Below are 13,461 nucleotides of genomic sequence, written 5' to 3' on the forward strand. Positions count from 1 at the left end.
GGCCTCGACCAGGTCGAGGGTCAACCGGACTACGTGCGTTCGGCCGCCGACTTGATGCGGGCGAGGGTGGTGTTCATGCCCTTGACGAGGTCGACCTCGAAGTCCTCGTTGCCGCCGAGGACGGTCTTGACCAGGAACTGCGACACCTTCGACGTTCCGGTCGGGGCTTCGCGGCGCTCGGTGACCTTGGTTCCGCCTGCCGTCGGCTCGAGTTCGTACGACCAGATGGTGCGGTTCTCGAGGATCCGGAACGCGATGGTCTTGTTCGGCTGGAACTTCACGACCTTCGACGTGGTCGGCCACACTAGGAAGCCCTTGCGGTTGATGTTGACGGTTTTGGTGCCCTCTTCGACGACGCCACCGAGGACGCGCATCGTGCGGCACTGGGGGCTCCATTCGCCCATTCGCTTCAGATCCGACACGACGGCCCACACGTCATGCGGGGGCGCGTCGATGTCGATGCTTGCTTCGAGGGTGTTGCCATCGGCTGTCTCCAGTCAGGGAAGGTGGTACGTAAGGTAACAATTACTTTGGCGTCATGATAGGCGCTCGTGCCAGAGAGGTGTGCGGTAGGTCACTGAATTCTCGTCCCGACTGCAGTTTTCCAGCACTTCCGCGCGCCTCATCGAAACCGTGTAACCAAAGGGGCACGATGGGCGATGAGTCAAGAGCGCGACGAAATGTCGCCGGTGCAATGGCGCAAAATGGAAAGTTGTCGAGTCGGTGTTCGGAAGTGATCGGTAGTGAATGTTCATTCGATCCTGCGGTGGGACCGCAGCCCTCTCCCTCTACTCGAATCAGCCCGATTGCAAGGACGTCCGTCCTCGTGGCCGAGTGAAAAACTCGAACGTCTGATGACGCCACGCGAAATCGAGGAAGCTCTCCGCGGCCGGATGTAGACGCCGTCGTCGCTCCCGCAATCCCGTCACTCTCCGCCCGACCCCGGGGGAGACTGGGGCTGTGGGAGCCGAAGAGTCTGTCGTTGTCGGAACCGGAGCGGTCTCCGCCGAAGAAGTGATCCGGGTGGCACGTCTCGGCGCGCCGGTGCGGATCTCGCGGGACGCGATGTCGGCCATGGCGGAAACCCGGAAGCGCATCGAGGCGCTGGCCGAGGATCCGAAGCCCGTGTATGGGATCTCGACGGGTTTCGGGGCCCTCGCCACCCGGCACATACCCTCTGCGCTGCGGACGCAGCTGCAGCGCAGTCTGGTGCGCTCGCATGCCGCCGGAAATGGCCCCGAGGTGGAACGTGAGGTCGTGCGTGCCCTCATGCTGCTGCGGTTGTCGACCCTGGCCACCGGCAGGACCGGCGCGCGGCCGGAAGTCGCGCAGGTCTACGCGTCGCTCCTGTCGGCGGGGATCACTCCGGTGGTCCACGAATACGGCAGCCTCGGGTGCTCCGGCGATCTGGCGCCGCTGGCCCATGTCGCGCTCGCGGTGATCGGTGAGGGCACGGTGCGGGACGCGGACGGCGAATCGATGCCGGCTGCGAAGGCGCTGTCCGCCGCCGGTATCGCACCGGTAGTCCTCGCGGAGAAGGAGGGGCTGGCCCTCATCAACGGCACCGACGGCATGCTCGGCATGCTGCTGCTGGCGTGCGAGGACCTGCACGGGCTGCTGCGTCTGGCCGACGTCACAGCGGCGATGAGTGTGGAGGGGCTGCTCGGCACCGACAAGGTGTTCGCCCCCGATCTGCAGGCGCTCCGGCCGCACCCCGGACAGGCCCGCGCCGCCGCGAACATGGTCCGGTTGCTCGCCGGCTCGGAGATCGTGCAGAGCCACGCCAATCCCAGCTGCACCGTGGTCCAGGACGCCTACTCGTTGCGGTGCGCGCCGCAGGTCGCCGGGGCGGCGCGGGACACGCTCGCGCACGCCGAGCGGGTGGCGTCGTGGGAACTGGCGAGCGCAATCGACAATCCGGTGGTCACGCTGGACGGGCGGGTGGAGTCGAACGGCAATTTCCACGGGGCGCCGGTCGGATACGTGCTGGACTTCCTGGCCATCGTCGTCGCGGACGTGGCGAGCATGAGCGAGCGCCGCACCGACCGCTTCCTCGACGTCGCCCGCAATCACGGGCTGCCCCCGTTTCTGGCCGACGATCCGGGGGTGGACAGCGGCCACATGATCGCGCAGTACACCCAGGCGGCGATCGTCTCGGAGCTGAAGCGGCTGGCGGCGCCGGCGAGTGTGGACTCGATTCCGTCGTCGGCGATGCAGGAGGACCACGTGTCGATGGGGTGGTCGGCCGCCCGGAAGCTGCGCCGGGCGGTCGACGGACTGACCCGGGTCCTGGCGATCGAGGCGTTGACGGCCGCTCGTGCGCTGGACCTGCGTGCCCCGCTGGCGCCGTCGCCCGCGACGGGTGCGGTGCGGGACACGATCCGCGAGCACGTTCCCGGACCGGGAACCGACCGTCACCTCGCGCCGGAAATCGAGGCCGCGGTCACCCTCGCGGCCTCCGGCGCGCTGGTCGCGAGCGCGGAGACGGTGGTGGGAAAGCTGGACTGAGCGGCGTGCCCCGCGGCCCGTTGATGCCTCGAGCTTTGCGAACTACCGTGGAATGCAGGACTCTCGCGGAGTTCGACACACGAAGGAAGGCCGTCGACACGGACCGTGGTCCGGTGAGCTGCCTCGATTCCGGCACCGGCCCTGTGGCTTTCTTCATTCACGGTGTCGGGACCTCCGGCTACCTCTGGCGCAACGTGATCCGTCAACTCGAGGGAGAACGGCGGTGCGTCGCGCTCGACCTCCCGCTGCACGGTCACACCCCCGCCGCGCCCGATCAGGGACTTCACCCTCGGCGCACTCGCCGACGTGGTCGCGGCCACGTGCGACGCGCTGGGGCTGTCGAAGGTCGACGTCGTCGCCAACGACACCGGTGGGGCGGTCGCGCAGATCTTCGCGGCCCGGCACCCCGATATGTTGTCGTCGCTGACGTTGACGAACTGCGAAACCCATGACAACGTGCCGCCGAAGGCGTTCCTTCCCGCCGTGCTGCTCGCCCGGGCGGGACTGCTCGCCCGGATTGCGCGACCGCTGGCGAGGAACGTGTCGAGGGCTCGCAAGTTGTTGTACGGCAGTGGGTATCAGAACGTGTCCCTCCATCCACGCGACATGCTCGCGGTCGAGTCGGACCTTGCGGCACTCAAGGTGCCCACACTCGTCGTGTGGGGCACCGGGGACGTGTTCTTCCGGACGAAGTGGGCCTACTGGCTGCGCGACCTCATCCCGGGAGCGCGGGAAGTCGTGGAGATCCGGGGTGGCAAGTTGTTCTTCCCCGGCGAGCGGTCGCGCGAACTGGTCGTCGAATTGCGCAGATTCTGGGCATCCCGTTCCTGAGCCGCGCTCAGCGCAGCGGGTCGAAATGCCGCATGACACCGGGAACCTCGCCGCCGGTCATGGAGTCGGCCAGCATGCGTCCGGTGAGCGGCCCCAGCGCGATGCCCCACATTCCGTGACCGCCCGCCACGTGCACGCGGGGGGAGCGGGTGGCGCCGACGAGCGGAAGTCCGTCGGTGGTGCAGGGCCGGGACCCGACCCACTCCTCACGACGCGATTCCCAGTCGATGCCGGTGAACATGGGCGTCGCGGCCTCGATGATCGCCTGTACCCGGCGCGGGTCGAGAGGTGCGTCGGGACTACGGAATTCCATCATTCCGGCGACGCGGAAACGGTCCTGCAAGGGCGTGCACGCCACTCGCTGGGTGGGGAAGTAGATCGGGTTCTTCGGCATCTGCTGGGGCTGGACGCTGAAGCTGTAGCCGCGGCCGGCCTGCACGAGGGCGCGGACACCGAACGGGCGGGCGAGTGCATTGAGGCGTGCGCCGCTGGCGATGACGACGGCATCGGCGGCTACCGCGTCGCCGGTGGCCGAGACCAGCCGGACCCCTGACTGTCCCCGATCCTGCACAGCCGTCACGTCGAAGCCGGACCTGATCTCGCCGCCACGGGCCCGGACGGCGTCGGCGAGTGAGTGCACGAAGCGCGGCGGGTCGATGAAGCGCTGGTTGCGCAGCCTCAGACCGGAGTGCACACCGTTACCGAGACTCGGCTCGAGAGAGTGGATCTCGTCCCTGTCGACGCGGTCGTACTCGACCTCCCCGCCGGCGGCCTCGACGTGACGGAATTCGTCGACGAGCGCTTCGCGGTCCTCGTCCGACTTGAATGCGGTGAGGAACGGGTCGGCGAGATGGGTGTGCTCCCGCACGCCGCCGTCCGCGAGTTCGTCGTAGGCGCCCAGGGAGATCCGGTTGACCTCGGCAAATACCGTCATCGCGTCCGCCCACCGGGAGGGTGTGCAGTGCCGCGCGAAGCCGACGAGGAAACGCACCAGGCGCAGATCGGTCGTGAACGGAACGTAGACCGGCGACGACGGATTCAGCATCGCGCGCAGCCCGTACTTCAACACGGCGGGCTCGGGCAGCGGCAACGTCAATGCCGGTGCGAGCCAACCCGCATTGCCCCAGGACGCGTCCGACGCGACACCGTGCCGGTCGACGACCGTGACGCGCACGCCACGCTCCTGAAGGAACCACGCCGTGGACAATCCGACGACGCCTGCTCCGACGATCGCGACATGGTCAGGGCGCTGCACTGTGCTCATGACTCCATCATCGGTCGGCGACGGCGTCGGGGGAGTAGCCGTTCGGCCAGTCCCGGACAGTGACCCCTGTGCAATCGGCCAGGGGTCACATATCCCGCAGTCCCGTCAGCTTCAGATGCAACATCAGGATGAGCCGGGTGTCCGCGTCGGTCAGGTCCACATCGCACGAATCGACGCAGCGTCGCAGCCGGTTCCTCAGGGTGTTGGGGTGCACGTGCAGTGCGGCCGCCGCATCGGCGACATCGCCGCCATGGGCCAGGAAGGCACGGGCCGTGGCCACGAGATCGGTACCGTGCTGCTCGTCGTGCCGGGTCAGCGCGGCGAGCGGGGTGAGCTCGCCCAGTCCGTCGAAGATGTCCGCGACGCGCAACGCCAGCACCGACGCGAGACTGTCCCGCATCGAACCGACGACACCGCCGGACCGGGCGTGCTGCAGGACGGTGAGGACCCGGTCGGCGTCCCCCCGCGACAGGTGCGCCTGGCTCGCTGTGGTCACTTCGCGTCCGACGGCGACCACGAACGCGGCCCCGCTGCGGGCGCGACCGAGGAAATTCTCGGCGAGGCGCCGGACGTCCTTCTCCGATGCGGCGATGACCACATAGATGACGTCGTCGAGTTGGGCGGCGACCGAATCGACCGCCAACGTGTCGAGGTACAGGCCGAGGGAGGCGAGCAAGCCGGACGGCAGTGGGCTCCCGACCGCGACCGGGGCGGCCGCGGCGACGGTCAGCCTTCCCTCCAGCCGGAGGTCGTCGGCGGCACGGAAGGCGGGCTCGCCACCGTTGATCAGTGCGCGCACCCGATCGACCTGCATCCGGCGCGTCACGTCCACCCGTTCACGCTCCGCCGCGATGTGTTCGGCGACGACGGGGACCGCGGACCGCAGGATCGATTCCTGTTCGGGGGTGGGGGCGGACGTCATCGCCGCCCAGATGGACCCGACCGAGCGTCCCGCGTCCCGCACCGCGATCACCGCGCGGGGAGTCATGTTCGGCATCCGCATGTCCACGTAGAAGACGTCGGTGTCGCGATGCAGGCGTTCGAAGACACCGGCGTCCGCGAGGAGCTGCCGGTACTTCCCGGGCACCTGCCGTCCCAGGATGGTCTCGATGCGGGCTTGGTCCACGGCCTGCTCGCCGCTCGAATAGGCCAGAACCGTCGAGTTCTCGTCCTCGATCGTGATCGGCGCGCCGATCAGCTCGGCCAGCGACCCCGCCACCGTGAACAGGTCTTCACCGCGCAGGTCCATGTCTGGGAGCCTAGTTGCCGGGGACGGTCCGGCCCGGTCTTCGCCGCGACACCGTGTCCTCGAGACACGAGCCTCCGGGTCCTGGCGGTGGCCACCCCGCACGGGCATTGTGGGGGTATGGCGGCGGCGCAGGGCGGACCCGGAACGATGGCCGCGTGGCGCGTGGTCGCGCCCGGCCCCGTCGCGGGCCACCCCCTGGAACTCGGACGTGAGGCCGTTCCCGAGCCGGGACCGGGCGAACTTCTCGTGAAGGTGCTGGCGTGCGGAGTGTGCCGCACCGACCTGCACGTGACCGAAGGTGACCTGCCCGTGCACCGGTCCCGGGTGATTCCCGGCCACGAGGTGGTGGGGGAGGTTGCCGCACTGGGTGATTCGGTGTCGGGGACCTTCGCTGTCGGCGACCGGGTGGGTATCGCCTGGCTGCGTCACACCTGCGGACACTGCGCGGCCTGCCTGCGCGGTTCGGAGAACCTGTGCAGGCAGTCGCAATACACGGGTTGGGATGCGGACGGCGGATACGCCGAATTCGCGACGGTCCCGGCCGACTACGCGCTGCACCTGCCGGACGGCTACACGGACACCGAACTCGCACCACTGCTGTGCGCCGGGATCATCGGCTACCGCGCACTCGAACGTGCCGCGGTCCCCGACGGCGGTGCACTGGGCCTCTACGGGTTCGGCGGCAGCGCGCACCTCACCGCCCAGGTCGCGTCGATCCGCGGCGCCCGGGTGCACGTCATGACGCGTGGGGCGGAGGCCCGTGCGCTGGCGCAGCGACTCGGGGCGGCGTCCGTGCAGGGAGTGCGCGACGTGCCGCCGGAACCCCTCGACTCCGCGATTCTGTTCGCCCCGGTGGGCGATCTGGTGCCCGTCGCGATGGAGGCGCTCGCCGACGGCGGCACCCTCGCCGTCGCGGGGATCCACCTCTCCGACATTCCCGCGCTCGAGTATCAGAGGCATCTGTTCCGGGAACGGCAGATCCGCAGCGTCACCGCCAATACCCGTTCGGATTCCGTCGAATTCCTGCGCATCGCAGCGGAACACCGGCTGAGTATCGACACCCACCCGTACCCACTCGACCGCGCCGACCGGGCCCTGCGTGACCTGGCCGGCGGAAAGTTCAGCGGTGCAGCAGTTCTCGAGTCGTAGAGGGAGAGAGATATGAGCGAACATGCAGGGGCGCCCGTGGTCGTCGGCGTCGATGGTTCCCGCGCCGCGCTCGACGCGGCGCGCTGGGCCGCGGGCACGGCGGTCCGGCTCGACGCCCCACTCCTGCTCGCCCACACGTACCCGGACGAGGCCACGTTCTACAACGGCACCGCGATGATGATCGACGCCCAGTTCATCCAGGAACTGCGCGAGGACGGCAACTCGATGCTCGACGCCACCACCGCAGCCGTCTTGCAGGACCATCCCGGACTCGCCGTCGAGCGCGACGTCCGATCGGGCGCGGCGGTGTCCCACCTGATCGAGTTGTCGAGGGCGGCGCGGATCGTGGCGCTCGGTGCGCAGGGTGCGGGCGCGGTCACCGACTACCTCCTCGGGTCCACCGTGCTCCGCACGGTCAACCACGCGCACAGCCCCGTCGCGGTCGTCCGGGGAGAGCCCGCGACGGCGGCACCGGACACCCGCCCGATCGTCGTCGGCGTGGACGGCAGCCAGGTCAGCGAGAAGGCCGTCGAGGAGGCGTTCGCACTCGCGTCCGCGTTCGGCGTCGGTCTGGACGTGGTACACGCGTGGAGCGGCGAGAAGCAGCACGGGCTCGCCCACGCGTCGAAGTACGTGGACTGGACCGCCTACGAGGAAGGGGAGAAGGCCATCGTGTCCGAATGCCTCGCCGGCATCCGGGACGAGTACCCGGACGTGCCGGTGAACGCGGTGACGACGCAGGGGGTGTCCGCCGACGTCCTGCTGCGGCACGCGACACGGGCGCAACTGCTGGTGGTCGGAAGCCACGGGCGCGGCAAGGTGCTGGGTGCCCTGCTCGGATCGGTCAGCCAGAATCTGGTGCACCACGCACCCTGTCCCGTCCTCGTCTGCCGGGCTCGGCAGTGACACCGTCCGAGCCGCGCGGATAGGCTCCTGTCATGGCTGGGGTCGAGGGTGTCCTGCTCGATATCGACGGGGTGCTGGTTACTTCGTGGCATCCGATCGACGGTGCCGCCGCCGCGGTGCGGGAGGTGCGCGAGCGCGGACTCGCGTGCGCCTACCTCACCAACACGACGTCCCGGACGTGCGACGAGATCGCCGATGCCCTGCGGTCGGCGGGCATCGAGGCCGACGCCGGCGAGATCGTCACAGCGGCCCGGCTCACCGCGGAGTACGTCCGGTCGACCTACCCCGGGGCGCGGGCCTGGGTCCTCAACAGCGGCGACATCACGGCCGATCTGTCCGGGATCGAACTGGACGACGACGACCCCGAGGTGGTGATCCTCGGTGGGGCCGGGCCGGAATTCACCCACGACGCACTCAGCCGCGTGGTGGAGCTGATGCTCGACGGCGTCCCCGTGGTCGCGATGCACCGGGGCACCACATGGGCCACCCACGACGGGCTGCGCATCGACACGGGTACCTACCTCCCCGGTATGGAGGAGGTCGCGGGAACGAACGTCGTCTCGGTGGGCAAGCCGTCGCTCGCGGCGTTCCTCACCGCCACCGATCTGATGGGCACGGAACCGGATGTGACGGTGATGGTCGGTGACGATCTGACGGGTGACGTCCTGGCCGCGCAGCGGGTGGGACTGATCGGCGTGCTGGTGCGGACGGGCAAGTTCCGCCAGTCGATTCTGGACCTCGCCCCGCAGCGTCCGGACCACGTCGTCGACTCGGTCGCGCAGCTGCCGAAGCTCCTCGACGAACTCGCCTGACCGCGGTCCGGGACTAACCGCCCGCGAGCGGGTACTCTCGCGGCGAATCCTCCAATTCGACGTTCCCAGAAGGAGCTTCCATGCTCGCTGTCTCCACACCCGTCACCTCGACCGCCTCGGCATCTCGTACTCGTATCTCGTCTCTGTTCGGCCGACGGCTGGCACGTGTGGGAGCGGCGATGGCCGTGGGTCTGGGCGTCGCGGCAGGAATCTCGGTGGCCGGCGCAGGCGTCGCCGGTGCCGCCCCCGTCAACTGTGTCTCCCCGCCGTCGGCGAACGACGTCCAGGTGTCGGACACCGCGAGCTGCGGCGCCAAGGCGACCGACGCCGGCGTCGCCCACGCGATGGCCGCGGACAGCGGCACCGCGGTGAGCGTCGCCAACGGACACAGCGGCGCCACCACGTACGCCAACGGATACGGAACGTCGCTCGGTGCGTCGACCGGCTCGGGGCAGGCGTACGCGCTCGCGCTCGGCGGCGGCATCGCCCGTTCCGGTGCGGCCGACGGCACCACCACCGTCGCGATCGCCGGGTGGGGTTCGGGTGCGACTGCCGACGCGAACGGCGTCGACTGCGTCGGTGCCCTGTCCCTCGCGTTCAACGTGAACACCGGTCAGGTGTGCGCGATGCGCTGATCGCCCGGCCACCGGTTCCGTCCCGACCTTGCACTCACCCTGTCCGAGTGCTAAAAATGCACTTGGCACTCACGACGCGTGAGTGCCAGGTCGGGACGGTGAGACCGGGAACCAAAGACACCCCTGGTCGTCCGTCGCGGGCACCGAACTCGGCCGAAGGCGTAAATGAGGCGACCCGACTAGCGGTCGCCTTGTGTGTCACCCCCAATCCGGAGGATCACTTCGCAATGGCCAAGATCATCGCGTTCGACGAAGAGGCCCGTCGCGGCCTCGAGCGGGGACTCAACGCCCTCGCCGACGCAGTCAAGGTGACGTTGGGCCCCAAGGGTCGCAACGTCGTGCTCGAGAAGAAGTGGGGCGCCCCCACGATCACCAACGATGGTGTTTCCATCGCCAAGGAGATCGAGCTCGAGGACCCCTACGAGAAGATCGGTGCCGAGCTGGTCAAGGAGGTCGCCAAGAAGACTGACGACGTCGCCGGCGACGGAACCACCACCGCTACCGTTCTCGCCCAGGCTCTCGTCCGTGAGGGTCTCCGCAACGTCGCTGCCGGCGCCAACCCGCTGGGTCTGAAGCGCGGCATCGAGAAGGCCGTCGAGGCCGTCACCGTGCGTCTGCTCGAGACCGCCAAGGAGATCGACACCAAGGAGCAGATCGCTGCTACCGCTGGTATCTCCGCAGGCGACCCGTCCATCGGCGAGCTCATCGCCGAGGCCATGGACAAGGTCGGCAAGGAAGGCGTCATCACGGTCGAGGAGTCCAACACCTTCGGCCTGCAGCTCGAGCTCACCGAGGGCATGCGTTTCGACAAGGGCTACATCTCGGCGTACTTCGCCACCGACCCGGAGCGTCAGGAAGCCGTCCTCGAGGACGCGTACATCCTGCTCGTGAGCTCCAAGATCTCCACGGTCAAGGACCTGCTGCCGCTGCTGGAGAAGGTCATCCAGTCCGGCAAGCCGTTGGTCATCATCGCCGAGGACGTCGAGGGCGAAGCCCTGTCCACCCTGGTGGTCAACAAGATCCGTGGCACCTTCAAGTCCGTGGCCGTCAAGGCTCCCGGCTTCGGTGACCGTCGCAAGGCTCAGCTCGCCGACATCGCCATCCTCACCGGTGGCGAGGTCATCAGCGAAGAGGTCGGCCTCTCCCTGGAGACCGCCGGACTCGAGCTGCTCGGCCAGGCACGCAAGGTCGTCATCACCAAGGACGAGACCACCATCGTCGAAGGCGCGGGAGACCCCGAGGCCATCGCCGGTCGCGTGGCGCAGATCCGCGCCGAGATCGAGAACAGCGACTCCGACTACGACCGCGAGAAGCTGCAGGAGCGCCTGGCCAAGCTGGCCGGTGGCGTTGCAGTCATCAAGGCTGGCGCTGCCACCGAGGTGGAGCTCAAGGAGCGCAAGCACCGCATCGAAGATGCCGTGCGTAACGCCAAGGCTGCCGTCGAAGAGGGCATCGTCGCCGGTGGTGGCGTGGCTCTGCTGCAGTCGGCTCCCGCGCTCGACGACCTGAAGCTCGAAGGTGACGAGGCCACCGGTGCGAACATCGTTCGCGTCGCCCTCGAAGCACCGCTGAAGCAGATCGCCTTCAACGCGGGCCTCGAGCCCGGCGTCGTTGCCGAGAAGGTTCGCAACCTGCCCGCAGGTCACGGCCTCAACGCCTCGACCAACGAGTACGGCGACCTGCTCGAAGCCGGCATCAACGACCCGGTCAAGGTCACCCGCTCCGCGCTGCAGAACGCAGCGTCCATCGCGGCTCTGTTCCTGACCACCGAGGCCGTCGTCGCCGACAAGCCGGAGAAGGCCGGAGCGCCCGTGGGCGACCCGACCGGCGGCATGGGCGGTATGGACTTCTAAAGGCGGCTACGCCTCCTGTGAGTGGTTGAGGAGTCCTCGGACTCGCCTACCACTCACGGGCACGAAGTGCTCGAAGAGCCCGGGACACCATCTGGTGTCCCGGGCTCTTTCGTGTCGGTGACCCGCCCCTTCCCGTGTGCGCGTCGGCAGATCTCCTGTCGGCAGTGGCCGTGGATTCGTTTCACGGCCACAGTGCTTTTCGGTGTCGCCCGGGTCAGTGTCCGGCCGGCATCAGCATCCAGGCGGCGAGGTAGACGAGGGCCGCGGTGCCGCCGGTGACCAGCGTGGCGACCACGGTGAGCAGCCGGACGAGGTTGACGTCCACCGAGAAGTATTCGGCGATGCCGCCGCAGACGCCTGCGAGCATCTTTCGGTTGTCGGAACGGGTGAACTGGCGGGGAGTGTTGCTCTCGAATGTCATGCTCCCATTCTGTTGGGCGAGACCTGCCGGCACATCGGGATGTACCCCGATCCCGACCCTGGTCTTTCACCCTGAGTGCCCGCTCCATACCGCTCGCTGTTCGTGCCTCGGGGTCGATCGTTCTCGTGTCCGCGCCGCGCCGATGAACTCGATATCCCACACTTCAGGGCGATTCGGTGTAAAGATAGAAACTTTTGCCGATCAATTTTGAATTAGAGACAAATCGGATGCGTTCACCGCGGCAAAAGAAGAGACATTCGAATTCGCCGACCCTCATTCTCGGGCGGGTGATTCAAGGGCAATGACAAGAAAAAGTCCGGAAACAATGCAATCAGGTATGTTCTGTCGCTCCTCGATTACAGGAACGTGGATCCGGAGGTCGTGGTGACGCTATATAACCTGATAGAGGCGCATGTTCAGGCGATAATTGAGAAGTAGCCAGTACTCATTCGTGAGTTCGTCGTTAAGTCAACGATCGCAAATGTTTACCACTTTGTGCTTATTCGAAGAGAAAACTCGGGTACAAATGACGGAGCCCCTGATCGCGGGGGGAAGTTCGAAATCCACTGCGTCGAAAAGGAGTAATACTATGTCCGACAGCTTTCTGACTCTGCTCGAAGCGCTCACCACACTGATCGACTTCATCGGGTCCGTCGCGGAATAGGGAAACCCCCGTTTCGACCCCACTTCTCGACGAGAGCTGGAGTCCACATGACATCATGTGGGCTCCAGCTCTCGCCTCTTCGGAGTCGGGCAGGTGACGTCGCAGCGAAGGAGAACGATGGTCAACCGCACTGCAGCGGGTAGGTACGGGGTGCGGCTCGCGCTCGCGGTCGCCCTGACGGCGGCGATTCCGTGCCTCGGAGTCCAGGCGTCCGCTTCCGCCGATCCGACCGGAGACGCCAGTGTCGCGGCCGGTGGCTCCCACCTGGTGAGCACCGACGAGATCGACGACCGGCAGTTGACCATGCAGGTGTACTCGGCCTCCATGGACCGGGAGATTCCGCTGCGGGTCATCACTCCCGCGGACACGAGCGCACCGAGGCCCACGCTGTACCTGCTCAACGGGGCGGGCGGCGGCGAGGACTCCGCCACGTGGCAGGCCAGGACCGATGTCGTCGATTTCTTCGCAGACAAGAACGTCAACGTCGTCACGCCCATGGAGGGCGCGTTCAGTTACTACACGGACTGGGAGCAGTCCGACCCGGAACTGGGCAACAACAAATGGACGACGTTCCTCACGCAGGAACTTCCGCCCATCGTGGACTCCGCGCTCGGCACCAACGGCGTCAACTCGATCGCCGGTATCTCGATGGCGGGTAGTTCGGTGCTCAGCCTGGCGCAGTCGGCTCCCGGCCTGTACGAGAGTGTCGGCGCCTACAGCGGTTGCGCGATGACCAGCACGGACCCCGGCCGTACGTACGTGCGGCTGGTCGTCGAGGGCCGCGGTGGCGGCGACACCTCCAACATGTGGGGACCGGAAGACGGCCCCGGCTGGACGGCCAACGACCCGTACATCAACGCGGAGAAGCTGCGCGGACTCGACATCTACGTCAGCAACGGATCCGGACTGCCCGGGCCCGGCGACCAGCTGAACGGGCCGGGGATCAACGGCGACGTCGGAACGCTCGCCAACCAGATCCTCCTCGGCGGCGCCATCGAGGCGGCCACCAACCAGTGCACCCACGCGCTCGCGGACAAACTGAACGAACTGCAGATTCCCGCAACGTTCGACTTCCGGCCCGTCGGCACGCATTCGTGGTCGTACTGGCAGGAAGACCTGCACAAGTCGTGGCCGATGCTCGCTGCGTCGATCGGCCTGTAATCACCGGT

Annotated in this window: 12 protein-coding genes; 8 read left to right on the forward strand and 4 right to left on the reverse strand. The window is 67.6% G+C overall.

Annotated features, from left to right (window positions below):
* Window positions 1–29: 29 nt before the first annotated feature.
* Window positions 30–497, reverse strand: coding sequence for an SRPBCC family protein (locus G9373_RS08720; protein ID WP_167114712.1), 468 nt, complete (start codon window positions 495–497; stop codon window positions 30–32).
* A gap of 463 nt (window positions 498–960) precedes the next feature.
* On the opposite strand from G9373_RS08720, the gene hutH reads away from it, so the two are divergent.
* Window positions 961–2,508, forward strand: a complete 1,548-nt coding sequence (hutH, locus tag G9373_RS08725; RefSeq protein WP_005572535.1) for a histidine ammonia-lyase — start codon at window positions 961–963, stop codon at window positions 2,506–2,508.
* Window positions 2,509–2,814: 306 nt separating this feature from the next.
* Window positions 2,815–3,339 (forward strand): alpha/beta hydrolase, encoded by a 525-nt coding sequence (locus tag G9373_RS46310; protein WP_346842814.1) that lies wholly within the window; start codon window positions 2,815–2,817, stop codon window positions 3,337–3,339.
* 7 nt (window positions 3,340–3,346) lie between these two features.
* Here G9373_RS46310 and G9373_RS08735 read toward each other — a convergent pair whose 3' ends face one another.
* Window positions 3,347–4,603 (reverse strand): FAD-dependent oxidoreductase, encoded by a 1,257-nt coding sequence (locus G9373_RS08735; RefSeq protein WP_005572537.1) that lies wholly within the window; start codon window positions 4,601–4,603, stop codon window positions 3,347–3,349.
* Window positions 4,604–4,688: 85 nt separating this feature from the next.
* Window positions 4,689–5,852 carry a helix-turn-helix domain-containing protein gene (locus tag G9373_RS08740; protein ID WP_005572539.1) on the reverse strand — a complete coding sequence of 388 codons (1,164 nt, stop codon included), beginning with the start codon at window positions 5,850–5,852 and terminating at the stop codon, window positions 4,689–4,691.
* A 147-nt stretch (window positions 5,853–5,999) separates the two neighbouring features.
* Between G9373_RS08740 and G9373_RS08745 the strand changes: the two genes are divergently transcribed.
* The 5 genes from G9373_RS08745 (at window position 6,000) to groL (ending at window position 11,207) form a co-directional block, all read left to right on the forward strand.
* The gene (locus G9373_RS08745; RefSeq protein ID WP_166680692.1) at window positions 6,000–7,001 is read left to right on the forward strand and encodes a zinc-binding alcohol dehydrogenase family protein; all 1,002 of its coding nucleotides are present in this window, start codon (window positions 6,000–6,002) and stop codon (window positions 6,999–7,001) included.
* A gap of 12 nt (window positions 7,002–7,013) precedes the next feature.
* Window positions 7,014–7,907 (forward strand): universal stress protein, encoded by an 894-nt coding sequence (locus G9373_RS08750; protein ID WP_167114702.1) that lies wholly within the window; start codon window positions 7,014–7,016, stop codon window positions 7,905–7,907.
* A gap of 32 nt (window positions 7,908–7,939) precedes the next feature.
* Window positions 7,940–8,719: an HAD-IIA family hydrolase gene (locus G9373_RS08755; protein WP_005560941.1), complete on the forward strand. Its 780-nt coding sequence runs from the start codon at window positions 7,940–7,942 to the stop codon at window positions 8,717–8,719.
* A gap of 80 nt (window positions 8,720–8,799) precedes the next feature.
* Entirely contained in the window at window positions 8,800–9,354 is a 555-nt protein-coding gene (locus G9373_RS08760) for a DUF6764 family protein (RefSeq protein ID WP_005560942.1), read from the forward strand.
* Between the two features lie 227 nt (window positions 9,355–9,581).
* Window positions 9,582–11,207 (forward strand): chaperonin GroEL, encoded by a 1,626-nt coding sequence (gene groL, locus G9373_RS08765; RefSeq protein WP_005263938.1) that lies wholly within the window; start codon window positions 9,582–9,584, stop codon window positions 11,205–11,207.
* A 214-nt stretch (window positions 11,208–11,421) separates the two neighbouring features.
* Here groL and G9373_RS08770 read toward each other — a convergent pair whose 3' ends face one another.
* On the reverse strand, window positions 11,422–11,628 hold the full coding sequence (locus G9373_RS08770) for a PspC domain-containing protein (protein WP_133985034.1): 207 nt from the start codon (window positions 11,626–11,628) through the stop codon (window positions 11,422–11,424).
* A gap of 781 nt (window positions 11,629–12,409) precedes the next feature.
* On the opposite strand from G9373_RS08770, the gene G9373_RS08775 reads away from it, so the two are divergent.
* Window positions 12,410–13,453, forward strand: coding sequence for an alpha/beta hydrolase family protein (locus tag G9373_RS08775; RefSeq protein ID WP_133985032.1), 1,044 nt, complete (start codon window positions 12,410–12,412; stop codon window positions 13,451–13,453).
* The last annotated feature ends 8 nt before the right edge of the window (window positions 13,454–13,461 follow it).

The organism is Rhodococcus sp. A14 (genome assembly GCF_011603105.1).
Taxonomy (GTDB): domain Bacteria; phylum Actinomycetota; class Actinomycetes; order Mycobacteriales; family Mycobacteriaceae; genus Rhodococcus_F; species Rhodococcus_F opacus.